The following is a 20,089-nucleotide window of genomic DNA, read 5'->3' as shown; positions in this document are numbered from 1 at the left end:
GTGCGGCACGGTCCGGAGGAGTTGCTGACCGGGCAGCAGCTGCACATCGCCCGGCTGGTCGCGGAGGGGGCGACCAACCGGGAGATCGCCACCCGGATGTGCCTGTCCACGCGGACCGTCGACCACCACCTGCGCAACGTCTTCCACCGGCTCGGTGTGCGCTCGCGTACCGAACTGGCCCGCCTGCTGTCCTGACCGGGCGGGCCGGTTCGGTACGCGTCGTGTCGCGGCGGTCGTCGGGCCGGCCACGCGCGGGCTGTGCCGAGCCCCGGCGGCGAGTCGGGCCGGGCCGTGGGGGGAGCGGGGTCCGGCCGCGACGCCGTCAGCGCAGCGCGGCCACCGCGGCGTCCCCGCCGCCGCGCCAGAGCACGCCGGCCTCGGCGAAGCCGGCCGCGCGCAGCGCGTCCAGGTGCCACGCCGCGGGCGGGCTCCACTCCGGGCTGTGCCCGGTCGGGTAGATCTGCCGCCGCTTCTCCACGAGCGGGCCGAGCACCGGGTCGTCGGCCGCCTGCGCCCACCAGTCCGGCCAGGACAGCGCCGCGCCGGCACGGTGCCGGGCGTCCCGGCGCGCCCGCGCGCGCTCGCCGAGCCGTGCGGTGAGCGTCGGCATCGCGTCGTCGGGCATGTGGTCGGCGTTGACGAACACGCCGCCGGGGCGCAACACGTCGCGGATCTCGCGGTAGAGCTCGGCCAGGCGCGGACCGTCCACCCAGTGCAGCGCGGTGGCGGTGAGTACCGCGTCGTAGGCGCGGTGCGGCAGCGTGGCGGCCCAGTCGGACCGGTTGAGGTCGGCGGTCACCACAGCGGCCCGCCCGGCCAGCGCCGCCTCGGCGAGGGTGAGCAGCACCGGGTCGAGGTCGAGCACCGTCACCTCGGCGTCGGGCCGGCGGGCCAGCGTCCGCAGGCTGATCGAGCCGGTGCCGCCGGCCAGGTCGAGCACCCGTGGCGGCCGGTCGCCGGTGACCGCCTCGACGGCGTCGAGCATCGCGTCGAAGCGGTGCTCCCGGTCCGGCATGAACGTCTCCTGCTGCCGGTCCCAGCTCTCCTGCCAGGCGCGCACATCCAAGTCGTAAGGAGTCATGCCGCTCACGATAGTTACCGGCAGGCGACCCTGTCGAGGCTTGTTGCCAAAGTCTTGCAATAAGCGACGGGCGTCCCGGCGGCGTCACCGGGACCGGACGTGCGGCGGGTCGACGGTGACGAGCGGGTGACGCGCGCTGCGACAGGGTCGCGGCACGACGACGGCACCGTTCGAGGGGGCTGCATGATCAGGACGATGCTCCGGCTGCGCGCGCGCACCGGCTGCGAGCCCGCGGTCGGGCCGGCCTTCGAGACGGTCGCCGGGCAGGTCGGCGCGCTGGCCGGCAACCTGCGGCACGAGCTGCTGCGCGACGCCCTCGATCCGCGCGGCTTCGTCGTCGTCACCGAGTGGACCGACGAGGCGGCGCTGCGCGCGTACCGGCGCGGGCCGGTGGCGGCCCGCCTGGCCGGCCTGCTCCGGCCGCTGACCGAGCCGGCGGACGGCCCCGAGTACCCGCTGATGCGCGAGACCGGGGACGGAACGGGCCCGGTCTACGTGGACGTCGAGCTCACCGTGCCGCTCGACCGGCTCGCCGAGTTCCACCGGGGCTACCCCGAGGTGGTCCGGCGGATGGCCGCGATACCCGGCTACCGCCGCGAACAGCTGCTGCGCGAACCCGGCTCGGACATCCACCACATCTTCGCCGAGTGGGACGGCGCCGCGCCGTTCCTCGCCTGGATCGGTGACCCGGCCCACGCCTCGGCGCAGGCCGGACCGATCGCACCGTTCCTTCTCGACATCCGGCGCCGGCTGTTCCACGTCGTGCCCGACGCGGACGACCGCCGACACCCCACCACGGGCTGGGAGGCCGACGTGCACAGGACAACAGACGTACTCGTCGTCGGGGCGGGGCCCACCGGGCTGACCGCCGCCGTCGAACTGGCCCGGCGGGGCATCGACTGCCTGGTGATCGACAAACAGGTCACCCCGCCCGGTCACGCGGACAAGGCGATCGGCGTGCACTGCCGCACCATGGAGATCTGGGAGGAGCAGGGCGTCGTCCGGGAGGCCATGGACGCCGGCATCTGGCTCACCGGCAACATGGTCTTCGTCAACGGCGAGCAGACCCACCGGATGAGCTGGGAGCTGCCCGGCCTGCCGTACGCCCACCTCGGCCTGCCGCAGTACGAGACCGAGCGGATCCTCACCGCCCGGCTGGCCACGCTCGGGGTGCGCCCGCAGCGCGGCGCCGAACTCGTCGACTTCACCCAGGACGCCGAGGGCGTGACCGCCACCGTCCGCACCGCCGACGGCGGCACCGAGACGGTACGCGCGGCGTACCTGGTCGGTGCCGACGGCGCGCACAGCCGGGTACGGGAGCGGCTGGGTCTCACGTTCACCGGCGGGCTGGGCCGGTTCCCGCAGCTGTTCATGCTGGTGGACGTCGACGTGAACTGGGACATGCCGGACGGGCACCTGCTGCGGTTCCTGCACATGACCGACGGGCAGATGGACGGGATGCTCGTCTGCGTACCGCTGCGCGGCGAGCACCGCTACCGCATCGCCACGCTCGCGCCACCCCGGTTCTTCGCCCAGACCGGCGGGCGCGACGCCCCGCCCGGGTTCAGCGAGGAACTCGACGAACCGACCATCTCCGACGTGCAGGCCGCGCTGGACCGCCTCGCGCCACCCGGCACCCGGGCGAGCAACCTGCGCTGGTCGTCGGTGTTCCGGATCAGCCACGGCATCGTCGACCGCTACCGCGACGGCCGCGTGTTCGTCGCCGGGGACGCCGCCCACCTGCACCCGCCCGCCGGCGGGCAGGGCATGAACACCGGCATCCAGGACACCTGGAACCTGGCCTGGAAGCTCGCCCTGGCGGTACGCGGGCTGGCCGCGCCCGGCCTGCTGGACAGCTACGAGACCGAGCGGCGCCCGGAGGGCGAGGAGATCGTCGGCCGGGCGGTCCGGATGGCCGGCACCGAGGAGGTGGACCGCGCCGACCTGGAACGCCAGTTCCTCCAGGAGATGTCCATGCTGCTCAGCTACGCGGGCAGCCCACTGGTCGGGGAGACGGTCGCCGACCCGGCCGCGCTCGGTGACGCGCCCCGCCCCGGCGACATCGCGCCCGACGTCGACGGGCTGCGCCGGCGCGGCGTCGGCCACCCGCTGCGGCTGCGCGACCTGACCCGGGGCACCCGGCACACGCTGCTGCTCTACGCCGACCGCACGGCCGGCGCGGGGGAACTGGCCGCGTTCGCCGGGCTGTGCGCCGACGCGCGAAGGCTGGCCGGCGGGGAGATCGAGGCGTACCTGCTGCTCGACCCGGACGCCGACGAACCGCGACTGCTCGACCCACCGGTGGTGCGCGACGCCGAGCGGCGCTTCCGCGCCGCGTACGGGCTGGCCGGCACCGGCCTGTACCTGATCCGGCCGGACGGGCACGTCGGGTTCCGGGGTGCGCCGGTCGACCCGGACGCGCTGCGCAAGCACCTGCACCTGGTCTTCGGGAGCGCGAGGTGAGCCGGGTCCGGACCGTGCTGTCGATGCGGACCCGGGAGGGCTGCGAGGAGCGCTTCGAGGCGGAGTGGCTCACCGCGGCCGAACAGATCCGCACGCTGGACGGCTGCCTGCACCAGGACCTGGTCCGCGACGCCGACGACCCGCGCAGCTACCTGATCATCAGCGACTGGGCCGACCGCGAACGGCTCGACGCGTTCGGCCGCAGCACGCACCGGGACCGGCTGCTGAGCATCATCCGCGAGCTGCGCGAGTCCGCCGACCGGCACACCTACCAGGTATTGCACAGCGTGGCCGGCGAGCCGGGGGAGGGGCGATGACCGACGACGTGGTGCCGGCGAGCGAGCTCTACACCGACGCGTTCGCGGCCGATCCGTACCCCACACTGGCCCGGCTGCGCGCCGAGCGGCCGGTCTGCCCGGTCGGCTCGCCGCGCTTCGACTCCTGGCTGATCACCCGCTTCGACGACGCGCGCACCGCGCTGACCGACCCGCGCCTGTCCAAGGACCTGTACGGCCCGGAGCAGCACTACCTGAAGATCTTCGGTCCGAACTCCGAAGGCCTGAACCGCAACATGCTCAACTCCGATCCGCCGGAGCACACCCGGCTGCGCCGGGTCGTGTCGCAGGCGTTCGCGCCCCGGCGGATCGAGGCGTTGCGCCCCCGGGTGGCGTCGATCGTCGACCAGCTCATCGACAAGATGGCGCCGCACGGCGAGGCGGACCTCATGCACGACTTCGCCATCCCGCTGCCGATGACGGTCATCTGCGAACTGCTCGGCGTGCCGCCGGCCGACCACGGCCGGGTGCTCGACTGGACCCAGGTCATCCGCACCTCCGGCTCCACCAGCCGGCCCCCGGCCGAGGAACGGGCGGCGGTGCAGGAGGCCCAGCTCCGGCTGCACCAGTACCTGGCCGGGCTGGTCCGCGCCAAGCGCGACGACCCGGCCGACGACATCATCGGCGCGCTGATCAAGGCCGTCGACCAGGACGGGACGCTGTCCGAGGCGGAACTGGTCACCACCACGTTCCTGCTGCTGTTCGCCGGGCACCAGACCACCGCCGACTTCCTCGGCAACGCCGTGCTGGCCCTGCTCACCCACCCCGAGCAGATGGAACTGCTGCGCGCCACGCCCCGCCTGCTGCCGGCCGCCATCGAGGAGCTGTTGCGCTTCGACGGGCCGCTGCCGGTGGCCAGCCCGCGCATCGCCACCGAGGACGTCGACTATCAGGGCGTCTGCATCCCGCGCGGCGCGATCGTCGGGGTGGCGATCAACGCGGCGAACCACGACCCGGCCCACTTCGCCGACCCGGACCGGCTGGACCTGCGCCGGGTCCGGGGCCCGCACCTCGGGTTCGGTCACGGTGTCCACTACTGCCTGGGCGTCTCGCTGGCCCGGATGGAGGCCGAACTCGCGCTCGGCGCGCTGCTGCGGCGGCTGCCCGGACTGCGTCTCGGCGTACCGCTCGCGCAGGTGCGCCGGCTCCCCGCCGCCTCGCCGTTCCGCGGCCTGCTGGAACTGCCGGTCACCTTCACCGCCTGACGGCGCCGCCGCCGCGCGCCGCCGCCCCCGTCGCAACCATCAAGGAGCAGTCATGGTCTTCCGCAACGTGATCGTCTGTCACATGGTCCCCGGCAGCGAGCAGATCGTCGGCGGCGTGTTCGGCCACTACGACCAGGCCACCCGGCCGCAGGACCTGGGCGTCATCGGCCGGTACCTGCTGTCGCACCACGACCTCTACATCCACGTGATCGAGCGGGAGCAGGACCCGCGGATCTCCGGGCAGACCCGCGGCCTGCCCGCCTTCCAGAAGATCGCCGAGGAGATCGGCCCGTACGTGACGCCGTACCCGCGCTACTGGAAGAACCCGTCGGACTCGGTGGCGAAGGAGTTCTACCACTGGGCGCCCGAGGGCGAGCCGCCCGCCGACACCACGCTCACCGTGATCGTCGGGCGGATCAAGCCGGGCGCGGAGCCGGACGTGGCACGGGTCTTCGGCGAGTCCGACGCCGGGTCGCTCCCGGCCGACCTCGGCGTCACCGGCCGCTGGCTCTACTCGATCGACGACGTCTACGTGCACCTGCTCGAACAGGAGTCGTCGGCGGCCGAGGCCACCCGGGACCAGCACGGCGACAAGCCGGCCTTCGGGAAGGTGATGCAGGACCTCGGCCCGTACATCGAGCCGTACCGGCCGGACCGGTGGCAGGGCCCGCAGGACTCGGTGGCCACCGTCTTCTACCGCTGGCAGGCCCAGGACTGACCCGATCCGCGTCCCCGCCCACCGGGTGGCGGGAGCGCGGAAACGCCGCCCCCGCGACCGGCCGTACGCCAGGCTGGTGCGGGGGTGCCGGGTGTCGACGAAGGAGATCGTTCAGCACGTCGGGACGCTGCTCGACCTGGCCGGGGTGCTCGTCATCGCGGTCGGCGTCGCGGTCGCCACGGCGGTGTTCGCGGTGCGCTGCGCCCGGACCCGTCAGGTGGTCGCGCACTACCGGGCGTACCGGCAGGGGGTCGGCCGGGCCATCCTGCTCGGCCTGGAGTTCCTGGTCGGCGGCGACATCATCCGGACCGTCGCGGTGTCGCCCACGTTCACCAGCGTCGGCGTGCTGGCGCTGATCGTGCTGGTCCGTACGTTCCTCAGCTTCTCCCTCGAAGTGGAGCTGGACGGCCGCTGGCCCTGGCAGAGCCGGACTCCCGCCGAGCGGCCGAGCGTCGGCGCCCGCCCCCAGCGCTGAGCGTCGTACCCCTGCGGCAGCATGCCGGGCATGGCGGAGTTCCGGATTCTGCGCGGTGACGCGACGAGCCCGCAGGCGAAGGGCCCCAAGATCGTCGCGCACGTCTGCAACGATCTGGGCGGCTGGGGAAAGGGCTTCGTCCTCGCCGTCTCGCGGCGGTGGCCCGAGCCGGAACGCGACTACCGGGAGTGGCACCGGCACCGGGCCGGCAACGACTTCGGGCTGGGCGCCGTCCGGCTGGTCCGGGTCGCGCCGGACCTGTGGGTGGCCAACATGGTGGGCCAGCGCGGGATGCGCCGGGGCAGCGCCGGGCCGCCGATCCGGTACGACGCGGTGGAGCGCTGCCTCACAGCCGTGGCCGACCGCGCCGAGGAACTGGGCGCGTCGGTGCACATGCCGCGCATCGGCTGCGGGCTGGCCGGCGGCTCGTGGCAGCGGATCGAGCCGTTGATCCGGCGCGCGTTGTCCGAGCGCGGCATCCCGGTGACCGTCTACGACCGGTAGTGACCTCCGCCTGTCGCCCTCGCCACTTCGCCGAGGCGATGCCGGCCGGTACCCCCAGGGGGTATGGTGGTGCGATGGAGCACGGATCCGGTCACGACACGGGCCACTACGGCGACCACGGCGGCGACCACGGCGGCGGTCATGGCGGCGGCCACGGCGCGCACGCCGGGCACGACCCGGAGCAGTTCCGCCGCCGGTTCTGGCTGAGCCTGGCGCTCACCGTGCCGATCGTCGCCACCAGCCACATGGTGATGGACTGGTTCGGCTACACGCTGGACTTCCCGGGTGTGCGCTGGGTCGGCCCGGTGCTCGGCACCGTGGTCTTCCTCTACGGCGGCTGGCCGTTCCTCACCGGCGGCCTGCGTGAGCTGCGCGAACGCACCCCCGGGATGATGCTGCTGATCTCGATGGCGATCGTGGTCGCGTACCTCGCCTCGGCCGCCACCAGCATCGGCCTGTTCGATCTGGACTTCTGGTGGGAGCTGGCCGCGCTGGTCACCATCATGCTGCTCGGCCACTGGCAGGAGATGCGGGCGGTCGGGCAGGCGCGCGGCGCGCTCGGTGCGCTCGCAGCGCTGCTGCCCGACGACGCCGAGCGCCTGGACGACGCCGGGCGGCCGCATCCGGTGCCGGTCGGCGAGCTGCGGGTGGGCGACCTGGTGCTGGTGCGCCCCGGCGGGCGGGTGCCGGCCGACGGCCGGATCGTCGAGGGCGCCGCCGAGCTGGACGAGTCGATGATCACAGGGGAGTCGCGGCCGGTGGCACGCGCCGCCGGAGACCGGGTGGTCGCCGGCACCGTCGCCACCGACTCCACCCTCCGGGTACGCGTCGAGGCGGTCGGCGCGGACACCGCGCTGGCCGGCATCGGGCGGCTCGTGGCGCAGGCGCAGGCCTCCGGCGGGCGCGCGCAGGTGCTCGCCGACCGGTTCGCCGCGCTGCTGTTCTACCTGGCGGCGTTCGCCGGCCTGGCCACGTTCGCGGTCTGGGCGCTGCTCGGCGACCCCGACCAGGCGGTGGTACGCACCGTGACGGTGCTGGTGATCGCCTGCCCGCACGCCCTCGGCCTGGCGATCCCGCTGGTGGTGGCGCTGTCGACCGCGCTGTCGGCCCGCGCCGGCATCCTGGTCAAGGACCGGCTGGCGCTGGAGCGGATGCGCACCGTCGACACCGTCCTGTTCGACAAGACCGGCACGCTCACCACCGGCCGGCACACGGTCACCGGCGTGGCCACCACCGGCGGGCTGGACGAGAACGCCGCCCTGGCCCTGGCCGGCGCGGTGGAGGCCGACAGCGAGCACCCACTGGCCCGGGCGCTGGTCGCCGCCGCCGACGCGCGCGCGGCGGGTCCGGCCGAGCCCGACCGGCATCCGGACGCGCGGGAGGCGGGCCGGAGCAGCCGGGAAGCGGGGACGGCGCGTCCGGCGGCGCACGGCTTTCGCGCGCTGACCGGCCGGGGCGTGCGCGCCACTGTGGACGGCGTCGACTGGGCGGTCGGCGGGCCGGCGCTGCTGCGCGAACTCGACGCCCCGGTGCCGGACGACCTGGCCCGGGCCGCGCGGGAGTGGTCGGGCCGGGGCGCCGCGGTGCTGCATCTGGTCCGCCTGCCCGAGGGCGGCCGGCCCGAGGTGACCGCCGCGTTCGGGATGGAGGACCAGGTGCGCCCGGAGGCGCGGGCCGCCGTGGCGGAGCTGCGCGACCTCGGCGTACGCAAGATCGTGATGATCACCGGGGACGCGCGCCCGGTGGCCGAGGCGGTGGCCGCCGACCTCGGGTTCCGGCCCGGCGTCGACGAGGTCTTCGCCGAGGTGCTCCCCGCCGACAAGGACAAGGCGGTGGCCGAGCTGCGCGATCGGGGACTGACGGTGGCGATGGTCGGCGACGGCGTGAACGACGCGCCGGCGCTGGCTCGCGCCGACGTCGGGCTGGCCATCGGCGCCGGCACCGACGTGGCGATCGAGTCCGCCGGGGTGGTGCTCGCCGGCTCCGACCCGCGCGGTGTCGGCGGCGTCATCCGGCTGTCCCGCGCGTCGTACCGGAAGATGCGGCAGAACCTGGCCTGGGCGGCCGGCTACAACGTGGTCGCGATCCCGCTCGCCGCCGGGGTCCTCGCGTGGGCGGGCGTCGCGCTCAGCCCGGCGCTGGGCGCGGTGCTGATGTCCGCCTCCACGATCGTGGTCGCGCTCAACGCCCAACTGCTGCGCCGGGTCCGGATCGCCCCGGCCGACTGAGCCGCAGTTCCGGCCCGGCGACCACCCGGAGGCTCGCGGTTGCGAGCGACAATGCCCCTTCCGGCCCGCACCTGCGTCCGGCTAGGGTGAGCGCGTGACGGTGTTCCGGATCGGCGAGGCGGCCGAGCTGCTCGGGGTCAGCGCGGACACGGTCCGCCGCTGGATCGACGCCGGCAAGCTGCCGGCCACCCGCGACGAGCACGGCCACCGGGTGCTCGACGGCGCCGACGTGGCCGCGTTCGTCCGCGCTCCCGGCCACCCCGAGCTGTCCTCGGCCCGCAACCGGCTGCGCGGCATCGTCACCGCCGTCGTCAAGGACACCGTGATGGCCCAGGTCGACATCCAGGCCGGGCCGTTCCGGGTGGTGTCGCTGATGAGCCGCGAGGCCGTCGACGACCTCGACCTCCAGGTCGGCTCCGTCGCCGTCGCGGTGATCAAGTCGACCACCGTCGTGGTCGAGCGCGCCTCCACCCCCAGGGGAAGGACCAGCCCGTGACCGTACGGTGGAGCCGCGCCGCGCTCGCCGCTGCGCTGGTGGCGGCACTCGGCCTGACCGGCTGCGGCGGCGCGGACGAACCGGCCGGGCCCGACGGCGCCGGCCCGGTGACCGTGTTCGCCGCCGCCTCGCTCACCGAGTCGTTCACCCGGCTCGGCAAGGAGTACGAGGCCGCGCACCCGGGCCGCACCGTCACGTTCAACTTCGGCGGCAGTTCCGGGCTCGCCACCCAGATCACCCAGGGTGCGCCGGCCGACGTGTTCGCCGCCGCCTCCCCGGCCACCATGAAGACGGTCACCGACGCCGGTGACGCCGCCGGCGAACCGGCCGTGCTGGTCCGCAACCAGCTCGTCGTCGCCGTACCCTCTGGCAACCCGGCGCGGGTCGGCGGGCTGGCCGACCTGGCCCGCCCCGGCGTCAAGGTGGCGCTCTGCGCGGAGCAGGTGCCCTGCGGCGCCGCCGCGCGCACCGCGCTCGACGCGGCAGGTGTGCGGCTCACGCCCGCCACGCTCGAACAGGACGTCAAGGGCGCGCTGGCCAAGCTGCGCCTCGGCGAGGTCGACGCCGCGCTGGTCTACCGCACCGACGTACGCGCCGCTCCCGGGCTCGACGCGGTCGAGTTCCCCGAGTCGGCGCGCGCCGTCAACGACTATCCGATCGTGGTGCTTCGCGCCGCAGGCAACCCGGCCGGCGCCCGCGCCTTCGTCGACTTCGTCCGCTCCGACAACGGGCTCGCCGTGCTCACCGCCGCCGGGTTCCAGGCGCCGCCGGGCGCATGAGCCGCACCGTACGCCGGCAGCGGGTGCCGATCGCCCTGCTCGTGCCCGCCGGGCTCGGACTCGCCTTCCTCGTCCTGCCGCTCGCCGGTCTGCTGCTCCGGGCACCCTGGACCACGCTGCCCCGGCGGCTGACCGAACCGGGTGTGCTCACCGCGCTTCGGCTGTCGCTGGAGACCGCCACCGTCGCCACCCTGCTCTGCGTGGCGCTCGGCGTACCCCTGGCGTGGCTGTTGGCCCGGGTGGAGTTCCCCGGGCGGCGGCTGGTCCGGGCGCTGGTCACGGTGCCGCTGGTACTGCCGCCGGTGGTCGGCGGCGTGGCGCTGCTGCTGGTCTTCGGCCGGCGCGGGCTGATCGGGTCGTGGCTGGACGAGACGTTCGGCGTGACGCTGCCGTTCACCACCGCCGGGGTGGTGCTGGCCGAGGCGTTCGTGGCCATGCCGTTCCTGGTCATCGCCGTCGAGGGCGCGCTCCGTGGCGCCGACCCCCGGTACGAGGAGGCAGCCGCCACGCTCGGCGCCGGGCGGCTCACCACCTTCACCCGGGTCACGTTGCCGCTCGTCGCCCCGGGCGTGGCGGCCGGCGCGGTGCTCTGCTGGGCGCGCGCGCTCGGCGAGTTCGGGGCCACCATCACGTTTGCCGGCAACTATCCCGGCCGCACCCAGACCATGCCGCTGGCGGTCTACCTGGCGCTGGAGACCGACCTGCAGGCCGCGATCGTGCTCAGCCTGATCCTGCTCACCGTCTCCGTGGTCATCCTCGCCGCGTTGCGCGACAAATGGGTCGGGACGACATGAGTGTGCTGGACGCGCATCTGGTCGCCGAGCGGGACGGGTTCACCCTCGACGTGCGGCTGCGCATCGCCGCCGGTGAGGTGGTGGCGCTGCTCGGCCCCAACGGCGCCGGCAAGACCACAGCGCTGCGGGTACTCGCCGGGCTGCACCCCCTCGCCGCCGGGCACCTCACGCTCGACGGCGCCGACCTGGACCGGCCCGACCGCCGGGTGTGGACGCCGCCGGAGCGGCGGCCGGTCGGCGTGGTGTTCCAGGACTACCTGCTGTTCCCGCACTTCAGCGCGCTGGACAACGTGGCGTTCGGGCCGCGCCGACGGGGCGCCGACAAACGGGCCGCCCGCGCCCGGGCCCAGGAGTGGCTGGACCGCGTCGGCCTCGGCGACCAGGCCCGGCGCCGGCCCCGGCAGCTCTCCGGCGGGCAGGCGCAGCGGGTCGCGCTGGCCCGCGCGCTCGCCGTCGACCCGGCGCTGCTGCTGCTCGACGAGCCGCTCGCCGCGCTCGACGCCCGGACCCGGCTGGACACCCGCGCCGAACTCCAGCGCCACCTCGGCGCGCACCCCGGGGCGACGCTGCTCGTCACCCACGACCCCCTCGACGCCCTGGTGCTCGCCGACCGACTGGTCATCGTGGAGGACGGGCGCGTCGTGCAGGAGGGCGACGCCGCCACCGTCACGGCCCGGCCTCGCACCGACTACGTGGCCCGGCTGGTCGGCCTCAACCTGCACCGCGGCCACGCCGACGGGCACACCGTCACAGTCGGTGAGCTGACGCTCACCACCGCCGACACCGTCCACGGTGAGGCGTTCGTCGCGTACCCGCCGGCCGCCGTCGCGCTGCACCCGTCCCGGCCCGAGGGCAGCCCGCGCAACGTCTGGGCGGCCACCGTCACCGGCGTGCAACGCCACGGCGACAACCTGCGCGTGCAACTGGCCGGGCCGGTCGAGGTCGCCGCCGACGTCACGCCCGCCGCCGCGGCCCATCTCGGACTGATCCCCGGCCGGCCGGTCTGGGCCGCGGTCAAGGCAGCCGAGACGCGCGCCTATCCGGCGTGACAAACACCGCTGGTCGCGACGTGTGCGCAGGTGAGAGGTTTGATCTGCGCTCAACCGGTCACTGGGACGGTAGCGACGACGCAAAGGGGGACACGGTGCCCGACACGATCCGCAACAGGTCCAGTCTGGACGCCGACCTGCCACGGGGAGTCACCGACCCGTTGCTCTGGCGGGCCGCGTACGACGTTGCAGTCGCCCACCGGCCCGACGAGTCCGGCCGGTGCGAGAGCCTGCTGTGTGACGGCCAGGTGGCGCCGTGTGACGCGCTGACCGCCGCCCACCGGGCCATGGAACTGGCCGGGGACCGGCACGCCGACCGGGCCGAGCCCGAGACCTGGCGTACGGAGCAGCGCCGGCGCGCCGCCTGAGCATCGGGTCGCGGGCGGTTCGAACCGCGGACGCCCCGCTTCCGTGTTTATGATCGACAACTCGGTCGGAATGCGGGGAAGAGGAGAGTTCGTGACGGTCGACGCCCACGCGTTCTGGCTCCGCGCCCCCGGCCAGGGCGAGATCCGGCCGGTCCGGCTCGCCGAACCCGGCCCCGGTGAGGTGCTGGTGCGCACGCGCTTCTCCGGCGTCAGCCGCGGCACCGAGACGCTCGTGTTCACCGGCCGCGTCCCGGCCGACCAGCACGACGCGATGCGGGCGCCGTTCCAGGAGGGCGACTTCCCGGCCCCGGTCAAGTACGGCTACCTGAGCATCGGCACCGTCGAGGCGGGCGACGAGCGGCTGCTCGGCCGTACCGTCTTCTGCCTCTACCCGCACCAGAGCGCGTACGTGGTCCCGGCCGACGCCGTGACCGTCGTGCCGGACGGTGTGCCGGCGCAGCGCGCGGTGCTGGCCGGCACCGTGGAGACCGCTGTGAACGCGCTCTGGGACGCCGCGCCGCTGGTCGGCGACCGGGTCACGGTGATCGGCGGCGGGATGGTGGGCTGCGCGGTCACCGCGCTGCTGGCCCGTTTCCCCGGCGTCCGGGTCGAACTCGTCGACGCCGACCCGGCCCGCGCCGAGGTGGCCGCCGCGCTCGGCGCCGGCTTCGCCACGCCCGCCGACGCGACCGGCGAGCGCGACCTCGTGGTGCACGCCAGCGCCACCGCCGACGGGCTGCAACGCGGCCTGGAACTGCTGCGCCCCGAGGGCACGGTGCTGGAGCTGAGCTGGTACGGCGACCGGCCGGTCACGCTCGCGCTGGGCGGCGCGTTCCACTCCCGACGGCTGGGCATCCGCAGCAGCCAGGTCGGCACCGTGTCGCCCCGGCGAGCCGACCGCAGCTACGCCGACCGGCTCGCGCTGGCCCTGGACCTGCTGGCCGACCCGGTGTTCGACGCGCTGCTCACCGGCCGGTCCCGCTTCGACGACCTGCCCGACGTGCTGGACCGGCTCGCCTCTGGCGAGCTGCCGGCGCTGTGCCATCTCATCACCTACGGCGAGGAGTGATCGTGTTCAGCGTGACCGTCCGGGACCACATGATGGTCGCCCACAGCTTCCGCGGCGAGGTCTTCGGCCCGGCCCAGCGGCTGCACGGGGCGACGTTCGTCGTCGACGCCACGTTCCGCCGCGCCGAGCTGGACGACGACGGGATCGTGGTCGACATCGGGCTGGCCACCGAGCAGCTCAAGGCCGTGCTCGCCGAGCTGAACTACCGCAACCTCGACGACGAGCCCGCCTTCGCCGGGGTGAACACCACCACGGAGGTGCTCGCGCGGACGATCGCCGACCGGCTCGCCGACGGGGTGCACGACGGCCGGCTGGGGGAGGGTGCGCGCGGCCTGGCCGGGATCACCGTCACGCTGCACGAGTCGCACATCGCGTGGGCGAGCTACGAGCGGTCGCTCTGACCGGATGACAGTCGTCCACGTGGTGCTGCCGGGCGACATCGACGACCCGGCGGAACCCAGCGGCGGCAACGCCTACGACCGCCACGTCTGCCGGGGCCTGGCCGGGCGCGGCTGGACGGTACGCGAACACCAGGTGCCGGGCGGCTGGCCGCACCCCGGGCCACGGGAACGCGCCGACCTGGCCGGGCTGCTCGGCGGGCTGCCCGACGGCGTTCCGGTGCTCCTCGACGGTCTGGTCGCCTCGACCGTGCCGGACGTGCTCGCCCCGCACGCCGCGCGGCTGCGCCTGGTGATCCTGGTGCACCTGCCGATCGAGGGCGAGACGGAGGCGCGGTCGCTGGCGGCGGCCACCGCCGTGGTCGCCACCAGCGAGTGGACCCGCGACCGGCTGCTCGACCGCTACCGGCTGCCGCCCGGACGGGTGACCGTCGCCCCGCCCGGCGTCGACCCGGCGCCCGTCGCCTCCGGCACGCCCGGCGGGGGACGGCTGCTCTGCGTCGCGGCGGTCACCCCGGTCAAGGGCCACGACGTGCTCGCCGCCGCGCTCACCGAGGTCGCGGATCTCGACTGGACCTGCGACTGGGTGGGTCCGCCGGACCGGGACCGGGCGTTCGCCGACCGGCTGCGCGAGCGGCTGGCCGCGACCGGTCTCGGCGGCCGGGTCCGGCTCACCGGTCCACGCACCGGCCCCGACCTGGCCGCCACGTACGCCGCCGCCGATCTGCTGGTTGCGCCCTCCCGGCGGGAGACGTACGGCATGGTGGTCACCGAGGCGCTGGCCAGGGGCGTGCCGGTGCTGGCGAGCGACACCGGCGGCCTGCCGGACACGCTCGGGCACGCCCCCGGCGGCGACCGGCCCGGCCTGCTGGTGCCGGCGGGCGACCCGGGCGCGACCGCCGCGGCGCTGCGCCGCTGGCTCACCGACCCGGGCCTGCGGGACCGGCTGCGCCGCGCCGCCCGGCAGCGGCGGCACACCCTCACCGGCTGGCCGGCCACAGTGGACCGGCTGGCGACGGCGCTCAAGGAGGCGACCGAGGCATGACCACCTCACTCCCGCCCGGCTTCGCGGACTGGCTGCGGCTGCGCGAGCCCGCCGACGCGGCGGCCCGCAGCGCCGAGCTGGCCGACGCGGTCCGCGACCGGCTGCCCGCCGACCGTCCGCTCGTCGTGCACGACCTGGGCAGCGGCACCGGCTCGATGGCCCGCTGGCTCGCCCCGCGGCTGCCCGGCCCGCAACACTGGGTGCTGCACGAACGTGACGCGGACCTGCTGGCGCTGGCCCGGGCCGGACGGCTCACCGCCGCCGACGGCGCCGACGTCACGGTGACCACCCGCGGCTCCGACGTCACGAGGCTGACCCCCGCCGACCTGGCCGACGCCCACCTGGTCACCGCGTCCGCGCTGCTGGACATGCTCACCGCCGAGGAGGTCGAACGGATGGCGGCGGTGTGCGCCGGCCACCCGACGCTGTTCGCGCTCACCGTGACCGGGCGGGCCGAGTTCACCCCGCCGGATCCGCTCGACGCCGAGCTGACCGCCGCGTTCAACGCCCACCAGCGCCGTACCGTCGACGGCCGGACGCTGCTCGGACCGGACGCGGTGGACGTCGCCGTGGCCGCGTTCCGCCGTCACGGCGTCGAGACGCGCGTGCGGCCGACCCCGTGGCAGCTCGGGCCGGAGCAGGCGGAACTGGCCGCCGAGTGGCTCACCGGCTGGGTCGGCGCTGCGGTCGAGGAACGACCGCATCTGTCCGGGCCCGCCGCGACGTATCAGAAGTGGCGGCTCACCGAGGCCGCCGCCGGCCGGCTCGAGGTGGTGCTGCATCACGCCGACCTGCTCGCCGGCTGAACCGTACCGGCCGTCGGCACGTGACAACCGGTGGGAACAAGGGAGGACCGTTTGTCACACGTCGCCGTCGCCGGGCCCGTACCGGCCGTCACGCCCGCCCCGCGCCGGGCCCGGACCGGCCGGGCATGGGTACGCCCGCTGCTCGGGCTCGCGGTGCTCGCCGCGCTCGTCGCCTCGGTGGGCACCGGCCCGTTCCTGGCCGGGCTGCGGCTGATCGACGCGCCGGCGCTGGCCGCCGCGCTCGGCATCGGCGTGGTCACCACCGTCTGCTGCGCCTGGCGCTGGTCGCTCGTCGCCGGTGGGCTGGGCGTACGGCTGCCGATGCGCGCCGCGGTGGCGCACTGCTACCGGGCGGTCTTCCTCAACTCCACGCTCCCCGGCGGCGTGCTCGGCGACGTGCACCGGGCGGTACGGCACGGCCGCGACGCCGGTGACGTGGCGCGCGGCGTCCGGGCGGTGGTGTGGGAGCGCACCGCCGGGCAGGTGGTGCAGGTGGTCATCGCGGTGGCGCTGCTGGCCGCGTTCCCGTCGCCGGTGCGCCGGTACCTGCCGGCGCTGGCCGCCGTACTGGCAGTGGTCGCGTTGGCGCTGGTGCTGGCCGCCCGCGCGGTGCCCCGCTCCGGGGCGTCCCGCTTCGCCCGGGCGGCCCGGACGGCGCTCACCGACGTGCGCTCCGGGGTGCTGGGCCGCCGGACCTGGGCCGGTGTGGTGATCGCCTCGACAGTGGTGTTCGCCGGTCACCTGGCCACGTTCGTGGTGGCCGCGCGCACGGCCGGCGCGGACGCGCCGCTGTCGCACCTGCTGCCGCTGACGCTGCTCGCGCTGCTGGCCATGGCGGTGCCGCTGAACGTGGGCGGATTCGGGCCGCGCGAGGGGGTGGCCGCGTGGGCGTTCGCCTCGGCCGGGCTGACCGCCGCGCAGGGTGTGGCGACCGGCACGGTGTACGGCGCGCTGGTCCTCGTGGCCAGCCTGCCGGGCGCCGCGGTGCTGCTGGCACGGCGGATGCCCCGGCGCGAGCCCGGCAACTGTCGGTGATCCCGCCTACGGTGGGGGAGCGAGGTGTGCGTCGCCGGGTCCGCCCGGCGACCGGACGACAGGAGAACCATGGACGAAACGCTGCCCACCGCGACGGTCCGGACCCGCGTGACGGTTCCGCTCCGGTTCCCCGACGGCTACGTGACCACGGCCCGCGTGCACACCTTCCACGGTCTCGTCGACGGCCGCGAGCACCTGGCGTTCGGGCTCGGTGAGCACGCCGACGCCGACCCGCCGCTGGTCCGCCCGCACAGCGAGTGCCTCACCGGGGACGTGTTCGGCAGCCAGCGCTGCGACTGCGGCCCGCAGTTGCGCGAGGCGGTCGAGCGGATCGCCGAGGCCGGCGGCTACCTGCTCTACCTGCGGCAGGAGGGGCGCGGCATCGGCCTGTACGCCAAGCTCGACGCGTACGCCCTGCAGGACGGCGGCCTGGACACGTACGAGGCGAACCTGGCGCTCGGGCGCGGCGCGGACGAGCGCGACTACACGGTGGCCGCGCAGATGCTCGCCGCGCTGGGCGTGGACCGGGTGGCCCTGCTCAGCAACAACCCGGACAAGGCGGCCCAGCTCGAACGGCTGGGCGTGACGGTGGCCGACCGGGTCTCCACCGGCGTGCACCTGTCGCCTGCCAACGCGGGCTACCTGGCGGCCAAGGTGACCCGTGCCGACCATGCCCTCGACCTGCCGTTCGTGCCGTGACCACCCGCCCGTACGTGCTGCTCAGCTGCGCGATGTCGATCGACGGCTACATCGACGACGCGACCGCCGAGCGGTTGCTGCTGTCGAACGACGACGACCTGGACCGGGTCGACGCGACCCGGGCCGGGTGTGACGCGATCATGGTGGGGGCGGCCACCGTCCGCCGCGACGATCCGCGCCTGCTGGTGCGCAGCGAGCGCCGGCGTTCCGAGCGCATGGCGCGCGGGTTGCCGCCGTCGCCGGTGAAGGTGACTGTGACCGGCAGCGGCGACCTCGATCCGCGGGCCCGGTTCTTCACCGCCGGCGACGGCCTCAAGCTGGTGTACTGCCCGAGCGGCGTGGTGGACAAGGCCCGCGAGCAGGTGGGCGCGGTGTCCACGGTGGTCGACGCCGGTGATCCGGCCACCCCGGAGGCGGTGGTGGCCGACCTGGCCGGGCGCGGCGTGTCGCGCCTGATGGTGGAGGGCGGCGGCTCCGTGCACCGCCAGTTCCTCACCGCCGGCCTGGCCGACGAGTTGCACCTGGTGGTGGCGCCGTTCTTCGTGGGGGACCGGCGGGCGCCGCGCTTCGTCGGGGACGGCCGTTTCCCGTGGCACCCGGGGCGCCGAGCCCGGGTGGTCGAGGTGCGCCAGATCGGCGACGTGGTGCTCACCCGGTACGCGCTGTCCGACCGCTGCCCGGCCTGACCCCCGCGTCGATCCGGTCCGCCCTTGTGCAAGCTCATCGACGTGATTAGTTTGTTGACCATCCATACGAACTAATCCACTGCGCTTCCCTTCCCGAAGGGGGACCGATGACCGCGCACCACCCCGACCCGGGCTCCTCCCGCCGCCGCTTCCTCGGCCTGGTCGGCCTCGGCGTGGCCGCCACCGCCACCGGCCCGCTGCTCGCCGGCTGCTCCGAGAAGCCGGCCGGCTCCGGCGCCGCCCAGGACCTCGACGCCGTCTCCGGCCTGCTGCCCACCCGCAAGGACCTGCCCGGTGCGGTCAAGCCCGACATCGCGGGCACCCGCCCGGTGCCCGACGGCTACACCCGCTATCCGGCGAGCCTCGTCGACGCCGTCACCGACAAGCCCGGCACCAGCGGCAAGCAGGTCACCGCGATGACCCCGGCCTGGGGCCCGGCGCCGCCCGGCGTGGCGCAGAGCGCCTACCTCCAGGCCGTGAACGCCGAGCTGGGCACGCCGGTCAACTTCACCATCCAGGACGGCGTCACGTACGCCGACAAGCTCAACGCGATGCTCGGCGCGCGGGACGTGCCGGACCTGCTGTGCGTGCCGGGGTGGGAGGTGGAGAAGATCCCGCGCTTCGCCGAGGCGATCAAGGTGCTCTTCGAGGACCTGACCGACCACCTGAAGGGCGACGCCGCCGCCGCGTACCCGATGCTGGCGACCTTCCCCACCGGGGCCTGGCGGCGTGCGGTCTGGAACGAGCGGATCATGTCCGTGCCCAACCCCACGGACGGGCCGTTCCCCTGGGCGCTGTTCACCCGCAAGGACCTGCTCGACGCGCGCGGCCTCGCCGTGCCCGCGAACCTGGACGACCTGCTCGCCGTGGCCAGGCAGGTCACCGACCCGGCGCGCAAGGTGTGGGCGTTCAACGACGTCTTCGCCATGATCCAGATGTTCCACCGGGTGCCGGGCCACAAGGGCGGATGGCGGGTCAAGTCCGACGGCACCCCCGAGTTCAAGTACGAGACCCAGGAGTTCCGCCGCGCGCTGGAGGTGATGGCCAAGATCTACGCGGACGGCCTGGTCCACCCGGACATCGTGGCCAGCAAGGGCGCGGACGCCAAGCAGTTGTTCGCCAAGAACGGCGCGATCGTGTTCCTCCAGGACGGCTTCGGCTTCTGGCAGGGCGCCCAGGCCGAGCACCAGAAGACCAACCGTGCGCTGAACATCCAGCCGGTGCCGGTCTTCTCCGCCACCGGCGGCGACCCGCTGGTCTGGGGCGACGACGAGCCGATCTCCTACACGTTCGTCAAGAAGGGCCTCGGCAAGGACCGGGTCCAGGAGCTGCTGCGGATCATCAACTGGTGTTCCGCGCCGCTCGGCAGCCAGGAGGCCCAGCTACGGGACTTCGGCGTCGCGGGCAAGCACCACACCCCGTCGCCGAACGGGCCGGTGAAGACCGACCTGGCGTTCAAGGAGATCGCCAACCAGTACTTCTTCATCAGCGGCCGCAACCCCACCATCGGACCCTTCCCGGACACCCCGCGCTTCGTGCCGGACGCGCTCGCCTACTCCAACGAGATGGTGAAGCACCTGGAGCCCAACCCGTGGGCCGGGGTGAAGCTGGAGATGCCCGCCGCCTACAAGGCCAACCAGGTGCCCACCGAGGACAAGTTCACCGACGTGCTGCGCGGCCGCCGCCCGCTCGCCGACGTGGACGCCATCGTCGCGGAGTGGAAGGCGAACGGCGGCGAGGAGGCCCGCAAACTGCTCGCCGACTCGCTGCCCAAGGAGGGCCGGTGAACGAGCCGGCCGTCCTGGCCGGGCCCGAGCGGGCCCGGCCGGACGCGCCGGCCCCACCCGGCCGCCCGC

The 20,089-nt window shown here is 74.7% G+C and carries 22 protein-coding genes; 21 read left to right on the top strand and 1 reads right to left on the bottom strand.

What is annotated here, in order from left to right:
- Positions 1-195 (top strand): helix-turn-helix transcriptional regulator (locus EAD96_RS16760; RefSeq protein WP_147457892.1); only part of this gene is annotated, 195 nt, incomplete at its 5' end.
- Positions 196-322: 127 nt separating this feature from the next.
- Here the strand turns inward: EAD96_RS16760 and EAD96_RS16755 are convergent.
- Entirely contained in the window at positions 323-1,081 is a 759-nt protein-coding gene (locus EAD96_RS16755; RefSeq protein ID WP_121684987.1) for a trans-aconitate 2-methyltransferase, read from the bottom strand.
- A 183-nt stretch (positions 1,082-1,264) separates the two neighbouring features.
- Here EAD96_RS16755 and EAD96_RS16750 point away from each other — a divergent pair, with 183 nt between their 5' ends.
- The 20 genes from EAD96_RS16750 (at position 1,265) to EAD96_RS16655 (ending at position 20,020) form a co-directional block, all read left to right on the top strand.
- On the top strand, positions 1,265-3,544 hold the full coding sequence (locus EAD96_RS16750) for an FAD-dependent oxidoreductase (RefSeq protein WP_121684986.1): 2,280 nt from the start codon (positions 1,265-1,267) through the stop codon (positions 3,542-3,544).
- Positions 3,541-3,861, top strand: coding sequence for a putative quinol monooxygenase (locus EAD96_RS16745; RefSeq protein ID WP_120569519.1), 321 nt, complete (start codon positions 3,541-3,543; stop codon positions 3,859-3,861). Before EAD96_RS16750 ends, EAD96_RS16745 begins: the two co-directional genes overlap by 4 nt.
- Positions 3,858-5,084 carry a cytochrome P450 gene (locus tag EAD96_RS16740; protein ID WP_121684985.1) on the top strand — a complete coding sequence of 409 codons (1,227 nt, stop codon included), beginning with the start codon at positions 3,858-3,860 and terminating at the stop codon, positions 5,082-5,084. The genes EAD96_RS16745 and EAD96_RS16740 overlap by 4 nt, the downstream gene beginning before the upstream one ends.
- A 52-nt stretch (positions 5,085-5,136) precedes the next feature.
- The gene (locus EAD96_RS16735) at positions 5,137-5,802 is read left to right on the top strand and encodes a TcmI family type II polyketide cyclase (RefSeq protein ID WP_121684984.1); all 666 of its coding nucleotides are present in this window, start codon (positions 5,137-5,139) and stop codon (positions 5,800-5,802) included.
- 91 nt (positions 5,803-5,893) lie between these two features.
- Positions 5,894-6,277, top strand: coding sequence for a DUF1622 domain-containing protein (locus tag EAD96_RS16730; protein WP_120569521.1), 384 nt, complete (start codon positions 5,894-5,896; stop codon positions 6,275-6,277).
- A gap of 30 nt (positions 6,278-6,307) precedes the next feature.
- Positions 6,308-6,781 carry a macro domain-containing protein gene (locus EAD96_RS16725; RefSeq protein ID WP_121684988.1) on the top strand — a complete coding sequence of 158 codons (474 nt, stop codon included), beginning with the start codon at positions 6,308-6,310 and terminating at the stop codon, positions 6,779-6,781.
- 74 nt (positions 6,782-6,855) lie between these two features.
- Entirely contained in the window at positions 6,856-9,009 is a 2,154-nt protein-coding gene (locus EAD96_RS16720; protein WP_121684983.1) for a heavy metal translocating P-type ATPase, read from the top strand.
- Positions 9,010-9,103: 94 nt separating this feature from the next.
- Positions 9,104-9,505, top strand: coding sequence for a molybdopterin-binding protein (locus EAD96_RS16715; protein WP_121684982.1), 402 nt, complete (start codon positions 9,104-9,106; stop codon positions 9,503-9,505).
- Positions 9,502-10,284, top strand: coding sequence for a molybdate ABC transporter substrate-binding protein (gene modA / locus EAD96_RS16710; RefSeq protein ID WP_121684981.1), 783 nt, complete (start codon positions 9,502-9,504; stop codon positions 10,282-10,284). The genes EAD96_RS16715 and modA overlap by 4 nt, the downstream gene beginning before the upstream one ends.
- Positions 10,281-11,078, top strand: coding sequence for an ABC transporter permease (locus tag EAD96_RS16705; RefSeq protein WP_121684980.1), 798 nt, complete (start codon positions 10,281-10,283; stop codon positions 11,076-11,078). The genes modA and EAD96_RS16705 overlap by 4 nt, the downstream gene beginning before the upstream one ends.
- Positions 11,075-12,127, top strand: coding sequence for an ABC transporter ATP-binding protein (locus EAD96_RS16700; protein ID WP_121684979.1), 1,053 nt, complete (start codon positions 11,075-11,077; stop codon positions 12,125-12,127). The genes EAD96_RS16705 and EAD96_RS16700 overlap by 4 nt, the downstream gene beginning before the upstream one ends.
- A gap of 95 nt (positions 12,128-12,222) precedes the next feature.
- Positions 12,223-12,495, top strand: coding sequence for a hypothetical protein (locus tag EAD96_RS16695; RefSeq protein WP_071094632.1), 273 nt, complete (start codon positions 12,223-12,225; stop codon positions 12,493-12,495).
- Positions 12,496-12,586: 91 nt separating this feature from the next.
- Entirely contained in the window at positions 12,587-13,564 is a 978-nt protein-coding gene (locus EAD96_RS16690) for a zinc-binding alcohol dehydrogenase (RefSeq protein WP_121684978.1), read from the top strand.
- A gap of 2 nt (positions 13,565-13,566) precedes the next feature.
- Complete coding sequence (locus tag EAD96_RS16685; RefSeq protein WP_120573745.1) at positions 13,567-13,965, top strand: 6-carboxytetrahydropterin synthase; 399 nt, start codon at positions 13,567-13,569, stop codon at positions 13,963-13,965.
- A gap of 4 nt (positions 13,966-13,969) precedes the next feature.
- The gene (locus EAD96_RS16680; RefSeq protein ID WP_121684977.1) at positions 13,970-15,007 is read left to right on the top strand and encodes a glycosyltransferase family 4 protein; all 1,038 of its coding nucleotides are present in this window, start codon (positions 13,970-13,972) and stop codon (positions 15,005-15,007) included.
- Complete coding sequence (locus EAD96_RS16675) at positions 15,004-15,813, top strand: class I SAM-dependent methyltransferase (protein WP_121684976.1); 810 nt, start codon at positions 15,004-15,006, stop codon at positions 15,811-15,813. The genes EAD96_RS16680 and EAD96_RS16675 overlap by 4 nt, the downstream gene beginning before the upstream one ends.
- A gap of 138 nt (positions 15,814-15,951) precedes the next feature.
- Positions 15,952-16,848: a lysylphosphatidylglycerol synthase transmembrane domain-containing protein gene (locus EAD96_RS16670; protein WP_233585894.1), complete on the top strand. Its 897-nt coding sequence runs from the start codon at positions 15,952-15,954 to the stop codon at positions 16,846-16,848.
- A 69-nt stretch (positions 16,849-16,917) separates the two neighbouring features.
- Positions 16,918-17,547, top strand: coding sequence for a GTP cyclohydrolase II (gene ribA / locus EAD96_RS16665; RefSeq protein ID WP_121684974.1), 630 nt, complete (start codon positions 16,918-16,920; stop codon positions 17,545-17,547).
- Entirely contained in the window at positions 17,544-18,233 is a 690-nt protein-coding gene (locus tag EAD96_RS16660; RefSeq protein WP_121684973.1) for a dihydrofolate reductase family protein, read from the top strand. Before ribA ends, EAD96_RS16660 begins: the two co-directional genes overlap by 4 nt.
- Before the next feature lie 107 nt (positions 18,234-18,340).
- Positions 18,341-20,020 (top strand): extracellular solute-binding protein, encoded by a 1,680-nt coding sequence (locus tag EAD96_RS16655; RefSeq protein ID WP_121684972.1) that lies wholly within the window; start codon positions 18,341-18,343, stop codon positions 20,018-20,020.
- The last annotated feature ends 69 nt before the right edge of the window (positions 20,021-20,089 follow it).

Source organism: Micromonospora sp. BL1 (assembly GCF_003667485.1).
GTDB classification, from domain to species: domain Bacteria; phylum Actinomycetota; class Actinomycetes; order Mycobacteriales; family Micromonosporaceae; genus Micromonospora; species Micromonospora tulbaghiae.
This window is presented reverse-complemented; position numbering and strand designations above follow the sequence as displayed.